18 protein-coding genes are annotated in these 18,947 nt (G+C 35.8%); 13 read left to right on the top strand and 5 right to left on the bottom strand.

Annotated features, from left to right (window positions below):
• The first annotated feature begins 73 nt into the window (after window positions 1-73).
• The 10 genes from V4P56_RS04840 (at window position 74) to V4P56_RS04795 (ending at window position 11,106) form a co-directional block, all read left to right on the top strand.
• Entirely contained in the window at window positions 74-769 is a 696-nt protein-coding gene (locus V4P56_RS04840; protein ID WP_455481787.1) for a hypothetical protein, read from the top strand.
• Window positions 770-2,233, top strand: coding sequence for a hypothetical protein (locus V4P56_RS04835; RefSeq protein WP_455481786.1), 1,464 nt, complete (start codon window positions 770-772; stop codon window positions 2,231-2,233). It abuts the gene before it with no gap.
• An 83-nt stretch (window positions 2,234-2,316) separates the two neighbouring features.
• Window positions 2,317-2,775 (top strand): hypothetical protein, encoded by a 459-nt coding sequence (locus V4P56_RS04830; RefSeq protein ID WP_455481785.1) that lies wholly within the window; start codon window positions 2,317-2,319, stop codon window positions 2,773-2,775.
• Window positions 2,772-3,896, top strand: a complete 1,125-nt coding sequence (locus V4P56_RS04825) for a tail fiber domain-containing protein (RefSeq protein WP_455481784.1) — start codon at window positions 2,772-2,774, stop codon at window positions 3,894-3,896. Before V4P56_RS04830 ends, V4P56_RS04825 begins: the two co-directional genes overlap by 4 nt.
• Window positions 3,893-4,867 carry a phage tail protein gene (locus V4P56_RS04820; protein WP_455481783.1) on the top strand — a complete coding sequence of 325 codons (975 nt, stop codon included), beginning with the start codon at window positions 3,893-3,895 and terminating at the stop codon, window positions 4,865-4,867. The genes V4P56_RS04825 and V4P56_RS04820 overlap by 4 nt, the downstream gene beginning before the upstream one ends.
• A 592-nt stretch (window positions 4,868-5,459) precedes the next feature.
• A complete protein-coding gene (locus tag V4P56_RS04815) occupies window positions 5,460-5,672 on the top strand; it encodes a hypothetical protein (protein WP_455481782.1) in 213 nt (70 codons plus the stop codon).
• Between the two features lie 146 nt (window positions 5,673-5,818).
• Window positions 5,819-6,481: a lysozyme gene (locus V4P56_RS04810; protein WP_455481781.1), complete on the top strand. Its 663-nt coding sequence runs from the start codon at window positions 5,819-5,821 to the stop codon at window positions 6,479-6,481.
• The gene (locus V4P56_RS04805; RefSeq protein ID WP_455481780.1) at window positions 6,478-6,729 is read left to right on the top strand and encodes a hypothetical protein; all 252 of its coding nucleotides are present in this window, start codon (window positions 6,478-6,480) and stop codon (window positions 6,727-6,729) included. The genes V4P56_RS04810 and V4P56_RS04805 overlap by 4 nt, the downstream gene beginning before the upstream one ends.
• Before the next feature lie 1,394 nt (window positions 6,730-8,123).
• On the top strand, window positions 8,124-8,567 hold the full coding sequence (locus V4P56_RS04800) for a hypothetical protein (protein WP_455481779.1): 444 nt from the start codon (window positions 8,124-8,126) through the stop codon (window positions 8,565-8,567).
• 1,786 nt (window positions 8,568-10,353) lie between these two features.
• On the top strand, window positions 10,354-11,106 hold the full coding sequence (locus tag V4P56_RS04795) for a DUF4167 domain-containing protein (RefSeq protein ID WP_455481778.1): 753 nt from the start codon (window positions 10,354-10,356) through the stop codon (window positions 11,104-11,106).
• A 38-nt stretch (window positions 11,107-11,144) separates the two neighbouring features.
• Here the strand turns inward: V4P56_RS04795 and V4P56_RS04790 are convergent, their stop codons facing one another.
• The 4 genes from V4P56_RS04790 to V4P56_RS04775 all read right to left on the bottom strand — a co-directional run bounded on the left by V4P56_RS04790 (window position 11,145) and on the right by V4P56_RS04775 (window position 14,044).
• Window positions 11,145-11,618, bottom strand: a complete 474-nt coding sequence (locus tag V4P56_RS04790) for a hypothetical protein (RefSeq protein ID WP_455481777.1) — start codon at window positions 11,616-11,618, stop codon at window positions 11,145-11,147.
• A 45-nt stretch (window positions 11,619-11,663) separates the two neighbouring features.
• Window positions 11,664-12,029 carry a hypothetical protein gene (locus tag V4P56_RS04785; RefSeq protein ID WP_455481776.1) on the bottom strand — a complete coding sequence of 122 codons (366 nt, stop codon included), beginning with the start codon at window positions 12,027-12,029 and terminating at the stop codon, window positions 11,664-11,666.
• Window positions 12,030-12,213: 184 nt separating this feature from the next.
• Window positions 12,214-13,230 carry an HWE histidine kinase domain-containing protein gene (locus V4P56_RS04780; RefSeq protein ID WP_455481775.1) on the bottom strand — a complete coding sequence of 339 codons (1,017 nt, stop codon included), beginning with the start codon at window positions 13,228-13,230 and terminating at the stop codon, window positions 12,214-12,216.
• A gap of 19 nt (window positions 13,231-13,249) precedes the next feature.
• Window positions 13,250-14,044, bottom strand: a complete 795-nt coding sequence (locus tag V4P56_RS04775; protein WP_455481774.1) for a response regulator — start codon at window positions 14,042-14,044, stop codon at window positions 13,250-13,252.
• 168 nt (window positions 14,045-14,212) lie between these two features.
• Here V4P56_RS04775 and V4P56_RS04770 point away from each other — a divergent pair, with 168 nt between their 5' ends.
• From V4P56_RS04770 to V4P56_RS04760, 3 genes are all read left to right on the top strand, one after another.
• Window positions 14,213-14,413: a NepR family anti-sigma factor gene (locus tag V4P56_RS04770; RefSeq protein ID WP_455481773.1), complete on the top strand. Its 201-nt coding sequence runs from the start codon at window positions 14,213-14,215 to the stop codon at window positions 14,411-14,413.
• Between the two features lie 6 nt (window positions 14,414-14,419).
• The gene (locus tag V4P56_RS04765) at window positions 14,420-14,974 is read left to right on the top strand and encodes an RNA polymerase sigma factor (RefSeq protein WP_455481772.1); all 555 of its coding nucleotides are present in this window, start codon (window positions 14,420-14,422) and stop codon (window positions 14,972-14,974) included.
• A 237-nt stretch (window positions 14,975-15,211) separates the two neighbouring features.
• Window positions 15,212-16,642, top strand: coding sequence for a sensor histidine kinase (locus V4P56_RS04760; RefSeq protein ID WP_455481771.1), 1,431 nt, complete (start codon window positions 15,212-15,214; stop codon window positions 16,640-16,642).
• A gap of 205 nt (window positions 16,643-16,847) precedes the next feature.
• Here the strand turns inward: V4P56_RS04760 and V4P56_RS04755 are convergent, their stop codons facing one another.
• Entirely contained in the window at window positions 16,848-18,854 is a 2,007-nt protein-coding gene (locus tag V4P56_RS04755; RefSeq protein WP_455481770.1) for a M23 family metallopeptidase, read from the bottom strand.
• Window positions 18,855-18,947: the final 93 nt, after the last annotated feature.

The raw sequence follows: 18,947 nt of genomic DNA, 5'->3' as shown, positions 1-18,947 counted from the left end.
CTTTATTTGGGAGAAAAATATTTAAAAAATGCAATATTTTAAATACCTTATCTCAAAAGGATTATAATTGCTTATGATTATTTCATCTGCCTATCCCAAGCATCGTGATTTCAGATATTCGAGAAATTCTAATGCTTTTTGCCGTATGATTGAAATCATTCAAGATGAAATTGATGATACAACATCTGAATATTCCGTTCAAATTCGAGATTCAATTTTTACTGCTTTGCACTTGTGTAAGCGAGAATCTTTTTTCTTCAATGAAAAAAAAATAATAACATTTAAAACGCAAAGAGGAAAAACATGGTATGGGAAGCAAGAAGGTCTCTTTATTGAACCAGATATGGTATTTGATTCTGTGTTTTTAGGAACACATGCTTCAAGGCAAACCCAATTAGTGTATAAATCTATCGAAGTATTGCAAAAACAATACGGATATCAGCCATCTCAGGGAATTCCTATCTTTTATACCTGTAAGAATCAGCAAATAGGACTCTTTCCAACACCTCAAGATATTGATGATGTGCATCTTTTTTATGAGATTGGGCATTTTAGTGAGGAAAATGTAATACCGGATGATAATCCTTGGATGATCTACGCATTTGATCTTATTAAAGCCCGCGCAAAATACGAACTCTACAAAAATATCCTTAAAGATCATGAATATGCTTCTGTTGCTTTCAATGATTTTCAAGAACAACTTAAAGCTTTGCGCACAGAAACATCCTGCCGAAAAGGTGTTTCAAACATTCTTTCGACGAGGTTTTAAATGGCTTTTTTCCCAATCGCTGATTATCGCCCTGATGTTGCTGACATCAATGGTATTTTTACCGATGAGCTTGTTAATGTATTACCAGCAGATGGATCTTATATTCCTATGCCAAGCTTTGTTCCTTGGACAGAGCCTTGTCCTGATCCCATTTTAAGCGCTATCGCTGTTAAAACAAAATCTGGTGTGTCTATTATTGCTGGAACAGAACAAAAAATCTACCTTCTTAACAACACAACAATGCAGTGGAAGAATATTAGCCGAAAAAGAATACCCTATCTTGCTAATGTTGATGCTCCATGGTCCTTTGCTTTGTTTGGTGATTATGTCATTGCTGTCAATGCAAATGATAAACCACAGGTAATCAATATTGAGTATGATGAAAGATTTAGAAACTTAGGTGGAAATCCACCACAAGCTGGAATCGTCCGTGTGTGGGGTGATTTCGTTTGTTTGATGAAATTGACGGAGTATCCACGACGTATCCATTGGTCAGGATTAAATGATGCTGAATTTTGGACTGTTGGAAAAAAAAGCTGTGATTACCAAGATTTTCCAGATGGGGGATCTGTACAAGGCGCAACAGAAACAACAAATCCTATCATTTTTATGCGTTCTGCGATTTACGCTGGATCTTTTATTCCAGGATCTAAGATTATCTTCAGTTTTCAAAAAATACACGATAAACGTGGTGCAAAAAACTCTGACTCTATCGTTTGTCGAGGAGATTTTGCTTTTTTTGCTGATGAAGGGGGATTTTATCAAATAACCAATGAGGGACAGATCACACCAATTGGCTTTGAAAAAGTTGACCGAACCATGATGGCAAAAGTTGGCTATAATAATTTATCAACTCTGTCTGCTGCTATTGATGGCGTGTATAATCGTGTTTACTGGATGATCGATGTCGGTGAAGCAACCCAAGAACGCATCTTACTCATTTATGATTGGAGATTACAAAAATGGACTAAAGCTGTTGTAAATGTCAAAATGATTTTACCCATTTTCTTAGCAGGAACTACTTTAGAAGGTCTTGATAAGGTTTCAGAAAGTATTGATGATTTACCTTTTTCTCTCGACAGTAAAGTTTGGCAAAATGAATCTTCGATTCTTGGGGCGTTTGATTATCAAGGGAAGCTTGGATCATTTTCTGGTCAACCTATGGCTTGTGTTGTGACTTCACAAGAAATGGGGCAGACAAATGGAATGATAACTCGGATCAAAAATATTATGCCTCAAGTAAATAGTGGAGAGTTTTATTTGTCTGTGGGAGTACGTTTACGACAATCTCTTGAAGAGGAAATTATTTGGCTCTCAGAAAAACAGCCTTCTTATCATACTGGGCAAATTCATTTTCGTGCAAGAGCGCGGTTTTATCGCTTTAGATTGCGGATTCCTGAGGGAATTAATTGGTCACATGTTAGGGGGTTTGATGTTGAGTTAAAGCCTGCTGGCATGCGTTAGCATATCTTGTCTAAAGTAGCGATGCGTTAATATATTTCATTAGTCATATGATTAGTTGTAATAAGGCTGAAAGAGCTTAAATCATGACATGGCAACAAGAGAGCCAAAATCTTTATTCTATTCATCTTACTAATCAATGGTCGTGGGAAAAAATAGCACATTATAAAGAAGGCATTAATGCTGCTATGAAAAAGTACGCCAAGCGATTTCCAGATGATGTGTGTTTGGCAACAATTGCTCGAGAAATCGCTACAGGGCAAACGCAATTATGGCTGATCTTAAAAAATGAGTCAAGATTTAGTGCTTGTGGGATTACCAAAATTGAAATGACTCATACAGGAAAAAAACGTGTTGTTATTTTAGATCTTACCGGAGAAGGAGGACTGAAATTGGTTAAATTGATCGATAAGGTTGAAGAATGGGCACGTACAATCAATGCTGATGAAATGCTGACACTTGGAAGGTCTGGATGGGCTAAAATGCTGGCCCATCATGGATATTCACTTAATCTTATTCATTATAGAAAGGTTCTGATCCCATGAGAAGACGAATAACACCCCAAGTTCAAACAATAACTCAAACAAATGCACCGCCTGTGTGGGTAAAAAATATCCTTGAAAAAGCAAGTACTGAAGCACTCGATCTTTACAATAAAGGGAGCGGTAGAAATATTTATCAGGGTGAGCGTGTTGCTGGTTTGAGCGATATGACAAAAAATGCTCTTACAAATTTAGAAAAGGTTGCTGGTCTTTATAATAACCCTGCTCTTACCCATTGGTTTAATGCACCAACTACAAGTGCGACTAACCTCCATAATATGGCAAAAGGAGACTGGATTGGAAGCAATAATAAATTTAATGCTGCGCTAAAGAATGCACTTAGTAGAACTTCTGACGCTGTTAATCAATCTATGGCTGGAGTTGGACGCTATGGATCTGGTGCACATACTGGAGTGCTCGCAGATGAATTAGGAGCATTAGCAACAAATGCTATTGCACACCAATATAACCAAGATATCAACAATATGATAAATGCCAACCAGACGATTGATCATTCATTGCGTGATCAGGTTAATGCTGCCAATGCTTATTATCAAGGACAAAGCAATGCACAAGGTAATGCTTTGAAAGGTGGGATGATTCAAGATGTAAATCGCCAAAATATTTTAAATGCTGAGCACCAAAAATGGATTGAACAAGATAATAAAGAATGGAACCAGTTGGAGCGGTTGTTACAAATGGGAATACAAGCTGCTGGAAATTATGGCACTAAATTAGGCAAGTCAACAACAATGCCTTCAGTTACAAAAGATTCATTACACGATATGCATAAATTGATCGGATTGGCGAGTGGATTTTGGGGGCTTTCTGATGTAAGAGCCAAAGAAAATATTGTACTTGTAGGGGAGAAAAATGGCTATCCACTTTATACCTTTAATTATAAAGGAGATCCTCAACGCTATCGTGGTGTTCTTGCTCAAGAAGTGCTGCATTTGAATCCTAGTGCTGTTTATCTGAATGCAAAAACAAAATTATTGCATGTCGATTATAATAAAATTGGCTTTCAAATAGAAAAAATAACAGTTCCTAAAAATAAAATCTCTTCTTTCTTTTCTTCTCTTTTTACATATTTTCGTTTTCTACAAAAAGGATATATTCTATGAGTTCTATTTATGATTGGTCTCTTGTAGCACCCGAAAATGCTCGCGCAGATGACATCATAAACTGGGCAGAGGGACAACTTCCAAGTACAGTTAATGATAGTGCTCGTGCAATGATGCAGCGCATCAGAGAATATTTAGCTGATAATGGTGGAGATATCACGGCAAAGCTCACCATTAATCATAATGAAAATCATACATTGATTAATTTGAGCACTAAGTCTGATTTTTCAATGTATACAAATGGTATTGTTATCCGTTTTAAGTCGCCGGCAGTTAATGTAGGTGCAACATTTGTTATGTTGAATCAACTGCAGTCTCAGCCCATTTATAAGATAACATACGATGGTGTCAAGCCTTTGTATGGTGGAGAAATTCAAGAAAAAGGAATTTACGAACTTGTCTACTATTTTGATATTGCTGGCAAGAATTTAGATGGTTGGTGTTTGACTAATCCAACACCTCCTATTGTTCAAGATTTTCCGCCAGGTTGTATCACTGCTTTTGCCATGAGAAATATTCCTAAAGGTTGGCTTATGTGTGATGGTCAAGAATATGGACGAAAGGAATATGCACGTCTCTTTTTAGCTATTGGTGAAATATGGGGAAAAGGGGATTCACGAAATACATTCAATGTTCCTGATTTACGTGGAATGTTTTTGTGTGGACTTGATTGTGGTAAAAAGATCGATGGAAGTCGCGTATTAAGAAGTAGGAAAGAAGGTTCCTTTAAAGCCCATACTCATGAAGGAAAGGTAGATTTGTCGGGTGAATATCAGCATGAGGTTGATCGTGTCGACGACGTTGATGTTTGTACTTCAAAAACAAGGTGTATAAAACATGGTAAAAAAAGTGCGAAAGTTCACGAAACTGTTGCAGAGAAGAGTAAAAACAAACTCCATTTAGACAAAATAAGGGGTAAAAAAGAAGTACATCCTGTTAATATGGCTGTTACTTATGCCATTAAAACGTGAGAACTGAATTTCTTGCATATGTAAAAAATTGACTTAAACAAAAAATGACTTAAACATTGTTTATCGTGGTAGGTTAAGTACAAAGGATTTCGCTGATATATTTCAATACAGAAAAGAGTGAAAATATTTTTGATGGCTTTGTGTTACACCAATGTGGTCTCATCTTCTATCTTTCAAGAAGTTAAAAAGGATTAAATAGGGTAGAGAACTTTTATTTCTCTGCAGCATGATAACTGCTACCCATGACAAAAAAGGAGACACTGTGTGACGGTAGTGTGTTTACTTGCTGATATAAAAGTTATGAAAAACTTATATCAGCCTGTTCATTGTTATCTGTAACAATTCTTAAGTCAAACAGAAAAAGTGATCGTGGGTGATGATAAGTTCACTTTGTTTTGGATTTGATTGTTTGATCATAGCGTTCTTATATGGTGTAAACCAAGTATAATTTTGAGAGCAGAGATCTTGTTTTATTTAAGAGCAGCAGTTTTAGCTTAGCTGACATATGGATAGTATAAATATACTAGTGTCAATGCACTAGGATATCATCAATATAGCTGTTTTATAGTTTATCAAAAGGAGAAGGAATATAATGGCACTTTTTTCTATCGCTGATATTGATGATCCTGAACATATTCGTGTAGTTCTTTATGCTAATGGAAGGATGGGGCATGCTCCTTTAAACGCATTATTGAGCAAAATGCGTCAAGATATTGGGTATTTTGATAAAAAACAAACTCAAAATATTGCGCAGCTCGTACAGCGTGTTGATGCCTTAGAACAACAATTAAAAACAATTCCGTAGAATCTTAAGGATGTTAGACACCAATAGGATGTAAAAGAGGTAATGAAAACAGTGAAGTAGTGAATAAAAAGGGCAAAGCAGGTCATCAGCTTAGTCTATTCTTCAATTTTTTTCTATACCGTAAATAGCCTGAGAAAGTTAAAAAAATGAGAAAAATCTCAAAAGAAGGACTTACTCTCATTAAACAATGGGAGGGTCTTCGCTTGCAAGCTTATCAAGATGCCAATGGTGTTTGGACAATTGGTTATGGTCATACTGCACAAGCAGGTGAACCTCTTGTTCAGAGAGGGATACAGATTACTGAAAGTCAAGCAGAAATTCTTTTACAAAAAGATTTATTACAATTTGAACAAACTGTTGAACAAATGGTTGAACAGCCTTTAACTGATGAGCAGTTTGCTGCTCTCGTATCTTTTTGTTATAACGTGGGAACAGCAGCCTTTTGCAATTCTACGCTCTTAAAAAAACTCAATCGAGGTAATTATGAAGCTGTGCCGGTTGAATTACAAAAATGGACCAAAGTAGGAGGAAAATGCTTAAAGGGTCTTGTATATCGTCGAGCTGCTGAGGCAGGTTTGTGGGCTAAAGGGGCTTATGTTTCTTCTAATTATCAAACAGTAGAAGCACCAAAAAGGACTTTTTGGCAAAATGCTGAAATTTTAGTACCAATCATTAGTTCATTTTCAGGATTAACAGGGATTTTAACTGGACAAGGCCCTATACAATGGGCTTTGGCTGTTGTTATCATTTTGGCTACAGTAATGGGTATTGGGATATTTTTCTATCAAATGAGGGATGAATATCGGTGATTTTTTTGTCTCGTTGGCATTTGATTGCAGCTTTGATAACGATTGCTGTATTGAGTGGCTTTTTTTATGGACGCTCTTTTGAGCGCAACAGAACTTTGATCCAAGCTGTTTCAGCTTTTAAAAATCGTGAGAAAATCAATGATGAAATTTTTTCTCTTTCTTCTTTTCATATCTGTCTTGCTCTTGGCGGGGTGCCAGACGAATGTGCCACTGTCTTGCGTGGGATGGACAAAACCCCCGATCATTAATCAACCAGCCTCTTTAGTAAAAACTGAGCCGTTATTATCACGTTGGATCGTGGCAACAAACCGCTTTGGTCAAAAGCAAAATTGTTGGAAGCCATGATATTAACAAGAAGTTTCATATTGGGCTAGATTTTTGATCAGATTCGTAATCTGTTACCATTACTCTATGATACTAAACCAGTTTTTAATAATGTAGTAGGTATGTGTTTATTGTAACAAAATACAGATCTTTGTTTATTAAAAAATGGCTAATAAGTAATTTTTGTGACTGCTTATACAAAAGAAACAATTAGGGCTGATTTTTTAGTTAGATTTTATTTTAAATGAAATCAAAAAAAGAATAATAATTTACTCTAGAATGGGCATTTATTGTAATTGGTGGGGAAGATATTTATGATGATTTGGGAGTAATTTTGGTATCTCTTCTCTTTATTGTACTTGTTGATTTTGTATTGTACGTTCAATGACTATGGCTGACAGTAGTTTTCTATAATAGAAGTGAAAATTAAGTCGATGATACCCATGGGCTACATGGTAAAAATGAGTGGCAGTAGATTTATTTTCACAAAATCAATATGCTCAACAAGAGACTTTACACTCCAAGGGAATTATATTTTTTGTTTTAAAATTCTTAATGCCAATTTACCCTTTTGTATCCACAAATAAATCCAAATCTTTTCAATGTTAATAACTATAGTTTTTTACAAGCTTATTGTGATGATGGTAAGGATCTCATTATAGTGATGGCATCATCATTTTGATAAAGCTATGTTTAAGAATATTTATCCTCTAATAACCATATCGGTAAGTATTTATTTGGTTGTGATCTGAAATATTTTCATAATCTGTTTCATAAAAGTACAAATATTCTGTTAAAGGTGTTTCGTATCAAATAGATTTATTGTTGCACTTTTATCGGAATTTTCATCAAAAGTAGAAAAAAGGAAAATGGTTTGTTCCTATTTTGTTGGATTGCCTTATTTTGTTTAGGTTAGTATGTGGTGCAAATAAAAACTTTCTGCAATAATTATTGCAAAAAATGATCGTTTTTATTTCAATGATATGATGCGTGTTTATACTGATTAAGAAATTAGTTACATTTTTGTACAAGATTTTACATAAAGAAAGTCTTGTGGTAAAGCTCTCATGCTCTTTTTATCGAGTGGAGATAAAAAGTTTCCAATAATTATTTTTAATAATGAAAAAAATAAAAAAGTTACTGGTAAAAATAGTTTTGGAAAAGAAGAGTGCTCCTTTGCTGAAACATGAGAATTAATTTTTGATACAATAAGGCTAAAAATACTGTTTGTTTATTGTGTATTTTGGTGGAGTGTCATGCTTGTATTATCTCTTGTTGCAAAATAGCTTATGCTAATACATTAGAGGATGTGGTATTTATGGAAAGAAGAATCCACGCAATGAGAAAGCTGTATCGTAGGAAATTATATTATGTAACCTTTCGTGGTTGTGTGGTTATTCTTTGTGTTGCAGTGTGTGGTTTTGTAGGGCAACGGACTATCAATTATTTTTTCCCCAAAAAAGAATCCGTTCAACAAAATTTTGTCTCCCTAGATATTCCGGCATTTGATTTGCGTATTTATTGCAAGGAAATTGCTGCTTCAGTTTTACCTGATATGCAGCAAGAAGCTTATTATCGCTGTGTTAATTCAGAAAGTGAAGCTTATTTTGCTATTCGCGAAATGTGGGATGATCTTTCCGATAATGTAAAGGGAAAGTGTATGAAAATGGTGCGACCGGGGGATGGAAACTATTTTCTCTTAAGGGATTGTTTTATCAATGAAAAAGAGAGTGAACAACCAAAAGTACGTAATTATTTCTAAATTTTTTATATAATTTAAGATTAAAGGTGAAGCTGGATTATTGAATATTTGTTAAATTTTTGTTTTTAATTATTTTATGATCCTGTATAGAACAGTGCGTAAAATTTTGTTCAAAGAGTGCAAAAACTGAGCTACTAGAGAATTTTTGGTGGTCTCTTATACCTTTAAAATTCGTGATCATTGCCTAATAAAAATTTCTCTTTCTTTTTCAGTTAAACGGTATCATAAAGCATTATAAAGATTAAGATACAAATGCTGAATGTTGCTCTTAGTTTTTGTGGGTATTATTGAGAAAGATGTAAGAAAATGTGTGCAAAAGCATGCTTTTGTGGTTTTTGATTCAGTAAGTAAAAAGCCCCTTAAATTTCTCATGGGTAATTTCTTTTTTATAATAAAGATTGCTTATTTCTAATCTGAAAAACTCTTCTATACATATCATAAAACTGCCGTATTATTATTGACAATGGAAATAGCTCTAACATTCGTTGGTGTTTTGAGTTAGGTGTCGAGAGAGTTGCCATATTTACTACATCTCCCTGTGGTGAAATCTATGGTTTGTAGCCACCGCCCCATAAATTTCCGGTAGCTGCTAATCGTAGTTGCCGGGAGTGGGGTTTTAGAAAAAATCTCAAAGTAGCATGGGGTAAAGGTAATCATTGATCATCGTTGAATTTTGTTAAAAAGGAATTAGAATTCCTGTGTTTAAGATTAAAGGGAGGTTTACAGTAGGAAACGCGGTGGGGGTGATGCTGATGCTGTTGGCGAGAGCATGGAGGGTATTGTTTTTGTGTTAATTATTTATTTGTAGCAACATACACTGGTATAAGAGGCTTTAGAGAGAATGCTTTGGTGAGTGGGGTGGAGAATTGTTATGTTGTTTTGTGAAAAATATATTGGGCACATAGATAGCGCTGTGTGCCTATGAAATACTGTAATAGAAGCAAGAATAAATCCATAAGATTTTACACGATTCGTGGTTAATAGTAATGATGAGAGATGTTATTGCTATAGGTGTAGTAAAGGTTATTTTGTCGTGGGATTAAGCTTTAAGCATTAAGTTGAAGCAATTAAGGAATAAGCGTAGTAGGGATCAGCAATTTCCAATGTATTGATTTCGGTTGTGTGATTAATGGTTTGATAGATCATCTTTTAGAGATGCTTATATCACAAGAGGTTTTTATATCACATGTGAAGTTATCTATAGTGGTGAGTGGTTTTGTGTAGTGTTCATTAAGAGGGTACTTATGAAAGGGTTGCTTTGGTACAAAAATGTGGTTATATTTGCACACTAAGTACGTTCTTTAGAAGTATGTGAAGATATAAATCTTATAAGCCAGATGTGAAGGGAGAGGGAGTATTGGCGTTCTTTAGGAACGGTTACTTAAAAAGTAAAAGAGAGACACCTGTATATTTATTAACATAAGTTGCTAATTTATTTGCCGGAGCCGTTATATGTGTGTTCTGGAGTGTTGCTTTTTTTCCACAAGATAGTGTTTTTTAGTAAAATATGGTTTATTTTTAAAAAAAACACTTGGCATTTTATGTGAACATCACTAGTTTTTTATTGATTAACAGAGAAATAGGGAATTTTGAGTTTACGTTTTCCCTGCTGTTTTTGTGATTTTCAAAAAATATATACTTTTATCAAAGTAATCAGTAGGTATCATTTAAGTTAAGTGAAACGTGGATAGCCTGATGACCATATTTCAACCAGCATTATCAAAAGACAATGCAATAAAGAAGATTCAATGAAGATACACACACAAACACTCCAAAAGGGATGAATATGAGGCCACAACAAAATAGACGGGTACGCGGTCGCAATAATAATAGTAACAACAACAATAATCGTCGCGGTCCTAATCCGTTGTCTCGAAATTATGAAAGTAGCGGTCCAGATGTTAAGATTCGTGGTAATGCACAGCAAATTGCTGATAAATACATAAGTCTTGCGCGTGATGCACAAGGTGCTGGTGATCGTGTTATGTCTGAGAATTACTTACAACACGCGGAGCACTATTTGCGTATTATTCTGGCAGCTGTTGGACAAATGTCTCATCGGCGTGATGAAAATAATGATCAAGATTGTGATGAATTAAACGTTGAAGGGACAAAAAGAGACGATGCTAATTGCGATAATTCTGTGTCGCAAACACAGCAACGAAAAAATAGCAATGACCAACAAACTAAAGTACAAAATGGCTATATAAGTGATGGATTGGTTACGAATTGCTTATTAGATGAAAACGCTAATCAACAGCAGTGTATTCCTGAAGAACGTACTGAAATCGTTAAAAAGCCACGTCGTGCTCCACGTCAACGTGTTGCGCGTATTCAAGAAGAATCATCTCGCGAACTTTCGCAGGTGATGCCGGATGTTTCTGAAAATGGTGATGCATTACAAGAGGGTATATCCACAAAAAAAACAACTTCTCTTGCATTATCAGATGAAACTTCTTCCACTTTATTAGGTGAAGAGGTTCAGAAGAAACCTCGTCGGCGTCGGGTAGCAACATCTTCAGCAGAAGGGAATGTTTAAGCGAAAGGGAGATGTTTAAAAATTTTTTGAATGTGATGCTATTTGGAAGATATGAATCCTTCTGAATGGGGGGGAGTTACAGGTATCTCTTTCGTTGTTGCAATTGAAAGAACGGCAATAAGTGCACCAGTATAATAATTATAAATCATAAATTTTGTTTGTCCTTCTGATGTTAAAACCTTTAGTGCAATATTGTGTTCAGAAAGACTTTGCGATAAAATTTGTGTTCCTTCTGGTAAAGAGAGAGTGTGCTGGATAATTTCTGAATTTTTGCCGTGAGAGGAAAAAGTATTTCCTTGCGTTGAGGCTAATCCAGTTGTCATAATTTTGTATATAACTCCAAACAGTACAGCGAGAATAAGAATAAGCGTTATTGCAATAGAAACGATCATTAAACGCATAAGCTTCTTTCTGATATGTTCTACTGCAGGATCTAAAGGGGCATCTTGAGGTAGAGCACATTGTGTTGTTTTATGGTTTCCTGAAGTATGAATCTGCTTATTATTTACCATGCTTCACTCTTTCGTTATTTTTTAGAGTGTGATTGGTTTATGCTTTTAATGATTTTTGTGCAAGGGGGCTGTAGATGGTATGTGCAGAAGAGGAGATGATGTGGTAGAAATATCTATTTTGTGATCTATATGAAGGTTATTGTCTGTGGTTTCGCTTTTAAGCAGGAAATTTCCTCGGTTTGTCACGTACCAGATGAGATCTACTTCTTGATGGTATAAATTTGTGTGTATGCTTGTACATTGGGCAAAGATTTGTTGTCCATGAAGTGCAAATTCTTTAGTGGATGGTACCATGGCTTGCTCACATGCTTGGGCTGTTGGATAGATTTTTACCATTGTATTATTAGAATAACAGCTGTTAAAATCGTCTGTACATGAAACTAGTAAGAGGATAAAAACAAGGGGATTCATAAAATATTTTCCGGATAATTAGTTGACAATATGGAATTCGATTCGTGAGTATAAAATACTCTTGTCACTACTAAATGTTTTCAAAAATACTTAGTTCCCTGGGTTAGTTCTAAATATCTTCATGCTGATAGAGAGGGAGGATATTGAGAATTACTTTTTTATTTTGCGGTGTTTGCACTGCTTTTTAAAAAAAGGTATCAAAATAAGTGTCAGGTACATACAGGCAATAAAAAATTCCTTCTTTCGTCAATTTTAAAGAAGCTGAGCCGTTCACAGAAGCTGGGACAATTTTTTCTAGGACAGCACTACCAAAACAAGCTTTATTATCGCTTGATAAAAGAGTTCCATCAGTTTCAAAATTTTCATTCCAAGTAATGAGAAGTTGCGTTTTTTCATTCACTTTTGTGCAGATTTCGCAGTGCACACATACATTTCCCCCTTCTTGTGATAAAGCACCAAAAGAGAGAGAATTGATGATGAGTTCATGAAAAGCCAAGCCAATATGTAAAGCTGCATTTGGAAAAAGATAGGGATCGACTCCTTCAATAGAAAACCGCTTTGTTTCTTTCACTAGATAGCCTAAAGCTTGTGAATGAACCAATTCGCGAAATTGAGCACCGCGCCAATCAGAATCAGTAATCAGATCTTGAGAATGGGAGAGAGAATGAATCCGTCCTTGGAATTTGCGCAAGAAAACTTGAAGCGATTCAGTATAGCGTGCAGTTTGGCTGGCAATACTTTGGATAATAGCTAAAAGATTTTTAGAACGGTGGCTGACTTCTCGGAGTAGTATTTTTAGTACTTGTTCACGCCGACGTAGTCCTGAAATATCAACACCTGTAGTAATAATACCGATAATTTCTCCATTATCATTGCGGTGGCAATCAATAGAAAATTTATACCAAATAGCTTGTTTGGCCATATCCTCGAATCGTGCTTCAATGGTTTGCATCTTGCCAGTGGCTAAAACTTGCAATTTGATTGTTTCCATATTATCTGCAAGATCGAGTGAAAAAAAATCACTATCGCGACATCCTACTTGCCATTTATTGTGTAAATGTTTCGGCAAGTTTTCAGCCCATAAATAAACCAGACCTGTTGTTTGATATAAAACACAAATATCAGCACCACGAATTGCTTGCATCAAAGCACTAAGATGTGATTTATCTATTGGTAGCTTTGGAACAGGGGTAACGATCATGACCAAATGTTATCTTGTATTAGGCAGCTTTGGAAGCATTCTCTTGAAAAAATAAAGCTTGGGAGATAAGCGCCTTTACCATATCGGGATTAAAGGGTTTGGTCACTAAAAAAGTTGGTTCTGGACGCTCTCCGGTCAATAATCTTTCAGGAAACGCAGTGATAAAGATTACAGGTATACAGTCATTTTTTAAAATATCATTGACCGCATCAATGCCAGAACTGTTATCAGCCAATTGAATATCTGCTAAAATCATTCGTGGTTTTTTTTGATTATATATAACTACAGCTTCATCGTGGGTGCGTGCAATTCCTACGACTTGGTGGCCAAGGCTTTCCACCATTTGCTCAATATCCATGGCAATAAGAGGCTCATCTTCAATAATCATAATTTGTGTAGCAATTTGTTGAGAAATATCAATCGATGCTTGATTGAGAAGTTTACGGAATTCTTCTACGTCAAGATTCATAATCTCACCCGCTTCTCTTTCATTAAATCCTTCAACTGCAATCAGCAAAAATGCTTGTCGTGCACGTGGTGTGAGATACGATAATTTTGCACTGGCTTTTTGTTCAAGACCAAATTGTGGCAATGGCTCTGGGATATTGGGTGTAGTCTGGTCAAAAAGGCAGCAAAAAAGTTGATAGGTGCCGATACGGTCACTTGATGCTTTTGGAAAAATAGAAATATCAGCAATGAGTGCTTCTAACATCGCTGATACATAAGCGTCACCAGATGATTGGTTGCCTGTGACAGATCGAGCAAAACGTCGAAGATAGGGAAGATGTGGTGCTATACGCGTTGATAATGACATAATTTATAACTCCTTTGGCCTTTGAAGCACTTTGCCGATTGAAACCTTTTATAGATGAAAAAGTTCCCACGCTCATATGGAACTTTTTATACAAAATCATATTTACAATCATAGGGAGAAAATCTCTTCTCAGTGCTACTTACGATATATGGATTAGGGGGATAAAAAATGAACGATCATGATGAAAAAAATCTCACCAACTTTGTATTGGGAGATGATCTTCTCGGATCCAATAGCGAAATAGCACGAAAGTTGCGTCAGTTTTATTTAGAAATTCAAGAAGAGGCACTGCCTATACGTTTGCTAGAGCTTTTAGATAAATTGGATCAGGCAGAGCAGTTCGGCTTAAATAATGTGGAAAAGGTTTAACCCTTTATGACGATGGGTATGAAAAACTTTAAACAGGAATTACTTTTGATTTTACCAGCTTTACGGGCTTTTGCTATTTCATTAAGTGGCAAGCATGATAAAGCTGAAGATTTGGTTCAAGATACTATTATGAAAGCATGGGCTAAGCAAGATAGCTTTGAAATGGGCACCAATCTTAAAGCTTGGCTTTTTACTATTTTGCGGAATGAATTTTACAGTCAAATGCGCAAAAAAGGAAGAGAAGTCCAAGACAGTGATGGTATATTTACCCAAAATGTGGCTATTCATCCTGCTCAATATGGATCTCTTGATTTGCAAGATTTTAAAAAGGCCTTAAATACGCTATCTGCTGATCAAAGAGAGGCCATTATTCTCATTGGTGCATCTGGTTTTTCTTATGAAGATGCTGCGGCTATTTGTGGTTGTGCTGTTGGAACAATTAAAAGCCGTGTTAGCAGAGCACGTAATCGCTTACAAGCACTTCTTAAGGTAGATGGTGAATCTGATTATGGTCCGGATACTTATTCTGCTGGAAGCACATTGTGTTCATTTAGCGGCTAAAAACGTATAATAAGCATAATAATTGTGATTGATAGCCTTGTTTTTTTTATTCCCGTTATAGCTATTAAAGTAAAGTCAGCATTCTTAAGAGATTCAGAGTGTTTGGCGTGTGTATCCTTGGGAAAATAAGGGAAGCCCATATGAAAGTATCAATCAGGCGTTTTGCACTATGATCCATAAGGCAATCCTCTTTTGTACTGAAAAATGACGATTTTCAGGTTCGCCGATGGAAATTATATGACAACAAAGACGAATTTTCTGCCTAAAATACCCAATTCTGATTCAACAATATCGCGCTGGCGTTGGACGGCGATTATTGTTTCTCTTATTATGGCTTTTTTAGCATCAACGTTTATTATGCTGCTTTCAAATGCAGTTGATCGAGAAATTGCACAGTTGAATACAAGTTCAGAGTTGCGTGAACAGGTTGATTTGGTACTCATTCATCTAATTGATATGGCTGTTGCTGATCGGAGTTATGCTAAAAGCCGCAAAGCAGAAGATAAAGATCGTTTTGAAAGTGCAGTTCGTGATCTTAACGATACCCTTGATTATGCGGAGCTGATTGTTTATGCACATCCACAATGGTATGAATGGTTTGATGCTTTTAAAAAGGAAGTTGAAGCACGCAAAGCTTTTATGAATGCTCGTATGTTTGCTCTTGATGCGCTCACAGATCAATCTTCTCAACTTTCTACTTTTCCGGAGATTCAGAAGATTCAAGTTGCACGTTTAGCGCAGTTGATGACAAATTTTATTAATGGAGATGATATTATCCGGCAAAGACAGCGTGAGGGTATCGCACTTATGCGTGCTGCTTTAACATTGGCAGCAATTGTTTCTGTGGTTAGTACTTTTATTTCTGCTTATTTTGTCATTAATCGTTTTCACCGTGATGTACGCTCCTTAAAATTGTATCAATTGTTGCTGCATAGTGAAAATACTGCCCTTGAAGCTCGTGTGAAAGAGCGTACGCAAGAATTGGAAAAAGCACGCAATCATGCCGAAAAAGAACGACAGCGTGTTGAAATGTTATTACAAGATGCAAGCCATCGTATTGGCAATTCTCTTGGTACAGTATCTTCTTTACTTGGTTTGCAATTAAATCGTAGCAAAAATGAAGAAGTGCGTTCTGTTCTTGGTGCTGCCCGTGATCGTATTCAGACAATATCTACTGCACATCGACGTTTACGTTTGAGTGATGATATGGAAACAACTTTATTGGCAGAGTTTTTAAGCTCGGTTGTTCATGATGTTGAATTAGCAGTGCCTTTTGAATTGCGTGAAAATATTACCATTCATACTTCTTTCAAAGATTGTCGATTATCTTCTAGAGATGCGACAACGCTTGGGATTATTCTCGGTGAATTATTAACAAATTCTTTAAAACATGCTTTCCCTAATCAACGTTCTGGAAATATTTATATTTTTTGTGATTATCAGGAACAGGGTCAAATGGTGCTGATCGTTGAAGATGATGGTATCGGTATAAATGGTCAAAATCTAGATCAGAAAACAGGACTTGGTCGCTTGATTATTGAACAGTTGTGTATGCAGTTTGGTGAGAAATCACTTTTTGAAACATCTGATTTTGGTGGGACAAAGGTTACAATTCCTTTGCCAAAAGTGAAAACAAACAACTCTAATAATACACAGTTTGCTTTTTAAAAGAGGGATTTAAACTTTTCTTTGTTTATCAAAAATTGAAAGAGAAAAGTTTCTTTATAAATTACTATAAAGCATTAAGAAAATTGTATTCGCATTTACTTTTTGTGTATAAATTTATAAAAGGTAATTGCCATATTTTTATCATTAGTGTGCTTATTTAAGAATAGGCATGTACTTTGCAAGAAATTCTATTTTGAAAAGTAACTTAAGAAGTATCTTCTGAGGGTGTTATTGGGCTGTTTATCAAGGAATCAATATTATTTTTTTCTCGCAAAAATGCTTGTAGATCTTGATTAGTTAAAGCTTTGCTATCAGGTAGACGGATGCGCATTGGGTCAACCTTTGTGCCATTGACAATGATTTCAAAATGGCAATGTGGTCCGGTTGCCAGTCCTGTTGATCCAACATAACCGATGACTTGTCCTTGTCGTACTTTAACACCTGGCTTGATGTCTGGTGCATACCTACTTTGGTGTGCATAACTGCTGACATATCCATTAGCATGTCGAATTGCTGTATGGTTTCCATAGCCACTTGTTGTCCCCACTTTTATTACAACACCATCTCCAACAGCAATAATAGGAGATCCTTTTGGCGCAACCCAATCCACTCCTGTATGCATTCGCACATATCCCAAAATAGGATGTTTGCGTGGTCCAAAGGGAGAACCAAAAATACCATTTGGAATGGGTTTACGAAGTAAAAAAGGCTTTGAACTTTTTCCCTCTGAATCATAATAATCGATGCTACCATCTTTTGCTTGATAACGATAATATTTATAGGTTGTATTGCCAAAAGTGGCACTGATATAGCGAATTTCGGGATCTGTGGTTGTGGTAGGCTCTCTCGCTTTTATGTTTTTTTCGTCATTTTTGCTTTGTGTATTGTTTTTGTTTGTATCGCTTTGTTGTGGTACAGCATAAAATATTTCGAGCTGATCGGTTGGTGTTATCCGGCTTTTCATATCAATATTGGTTGCAAGCAGATGAATAAGATGTTGAGAGAGAGATTTTGACATATTATGGCTGAGGATAGCATTATAGATAGCATCATAAACTGTTGGTAATTGTGCTGGGTTGATAAAGGAATGAGGAATACCATTTTGAAAGGCAGTTTTAAGTGTGTGTGACATTTCTGGTTCTGCACTTTCAACGAATTGGTTATTATCATTGAGAGCAATTGTGAGAACATGATGCATTCCTGTATATATGCTTGCTCGTACGAGATGATCTTCCTCTCCAGGTTGTGTGACGATTCCAATGCGTAAAAGATCTCCCTCTTTGAGTGTATCGGAATGGTTAAATATGGCCAAAGTCTTTACAACTTGTTCAATTTGTTTTTTTGCATAGCTAGTTTTTTGAAGAGCATCGATTATTTTTTGTTTTTTATGAATAGGAATAATATCTTCAGCATAATTTTTGGTGAGATCAATTCGATGATTTTGAGGAGAAACAGTAACATTTTCTTGAATGATGCGCACCTCTGGGGCATCTATAAATTTTGAAGTAGAGGATAAATTGTCTAATTTTAAGGGATCAATTAAGGTTAGGATTGAGAGATGTTCATTGGTTTTATCCAAAGAAAATCCAGCTTTTTGTAATTCTTGTTGTGCTTCATCTGAAGTAATGATATCTGCGCCATCGAAATCTACTTGATCAATAATAAGATTATAGCTGCGTAGAATCATTTTTGTTTCTACTTTTGCTCCATAAATTTGCCCAGAATCTTGTAATTTGGTGGCTTGATTTCTTGAGTCATAAGTAACAATACTTAAGGCATCAAATTTAGGGTAGACATATTGATGTGGGCGCTCTTCAGCTAAAGACATTCTAATCCACTCGAATTTTTGAGTCTGAATGACGTTTTCATCACCTTTTCTTTGCAAAATTGATAACTCAAATTGGCGCTTACTGTCGAAACTTTGTCGTGCATGCGTGGGAGAAATACGATCACCTTTATGTCTATTGGTATCAGTATTTTGTGCTTTTGATAAATTTGCTTGCGTAAACCATTGTGGAGGAGTTACTAATCGTTGTTGTCCATCTAAAGCAACAAAAAACGCAATACCCATAAGAATACTGGAGGTTATTCCAGTGAGAATCGTGCCTGTAAGCCAACGTACAGAAACCTGTCTACGAGCAGGAAGAAAACGTTGCACCACAAGAGCAGGGTCTTGTCCAGGATCAGTTTTCTGATGTTGATTATCCCACATAGATTTTTATCATACTCTTTGTTGAAAATATCAGATGCAAGAAGTTAGCATAGCTTAGAATGTTTCGACAAGAATTTGATTGTTTTTACAGAA

This window comes from Bartonella sp. B35(2025), assembly GCF_053794465.1.
Note: the sequence above shows the minus strand (reverse complement) of the source record. Positions and strands in the feature narration are given on the sequence as shown.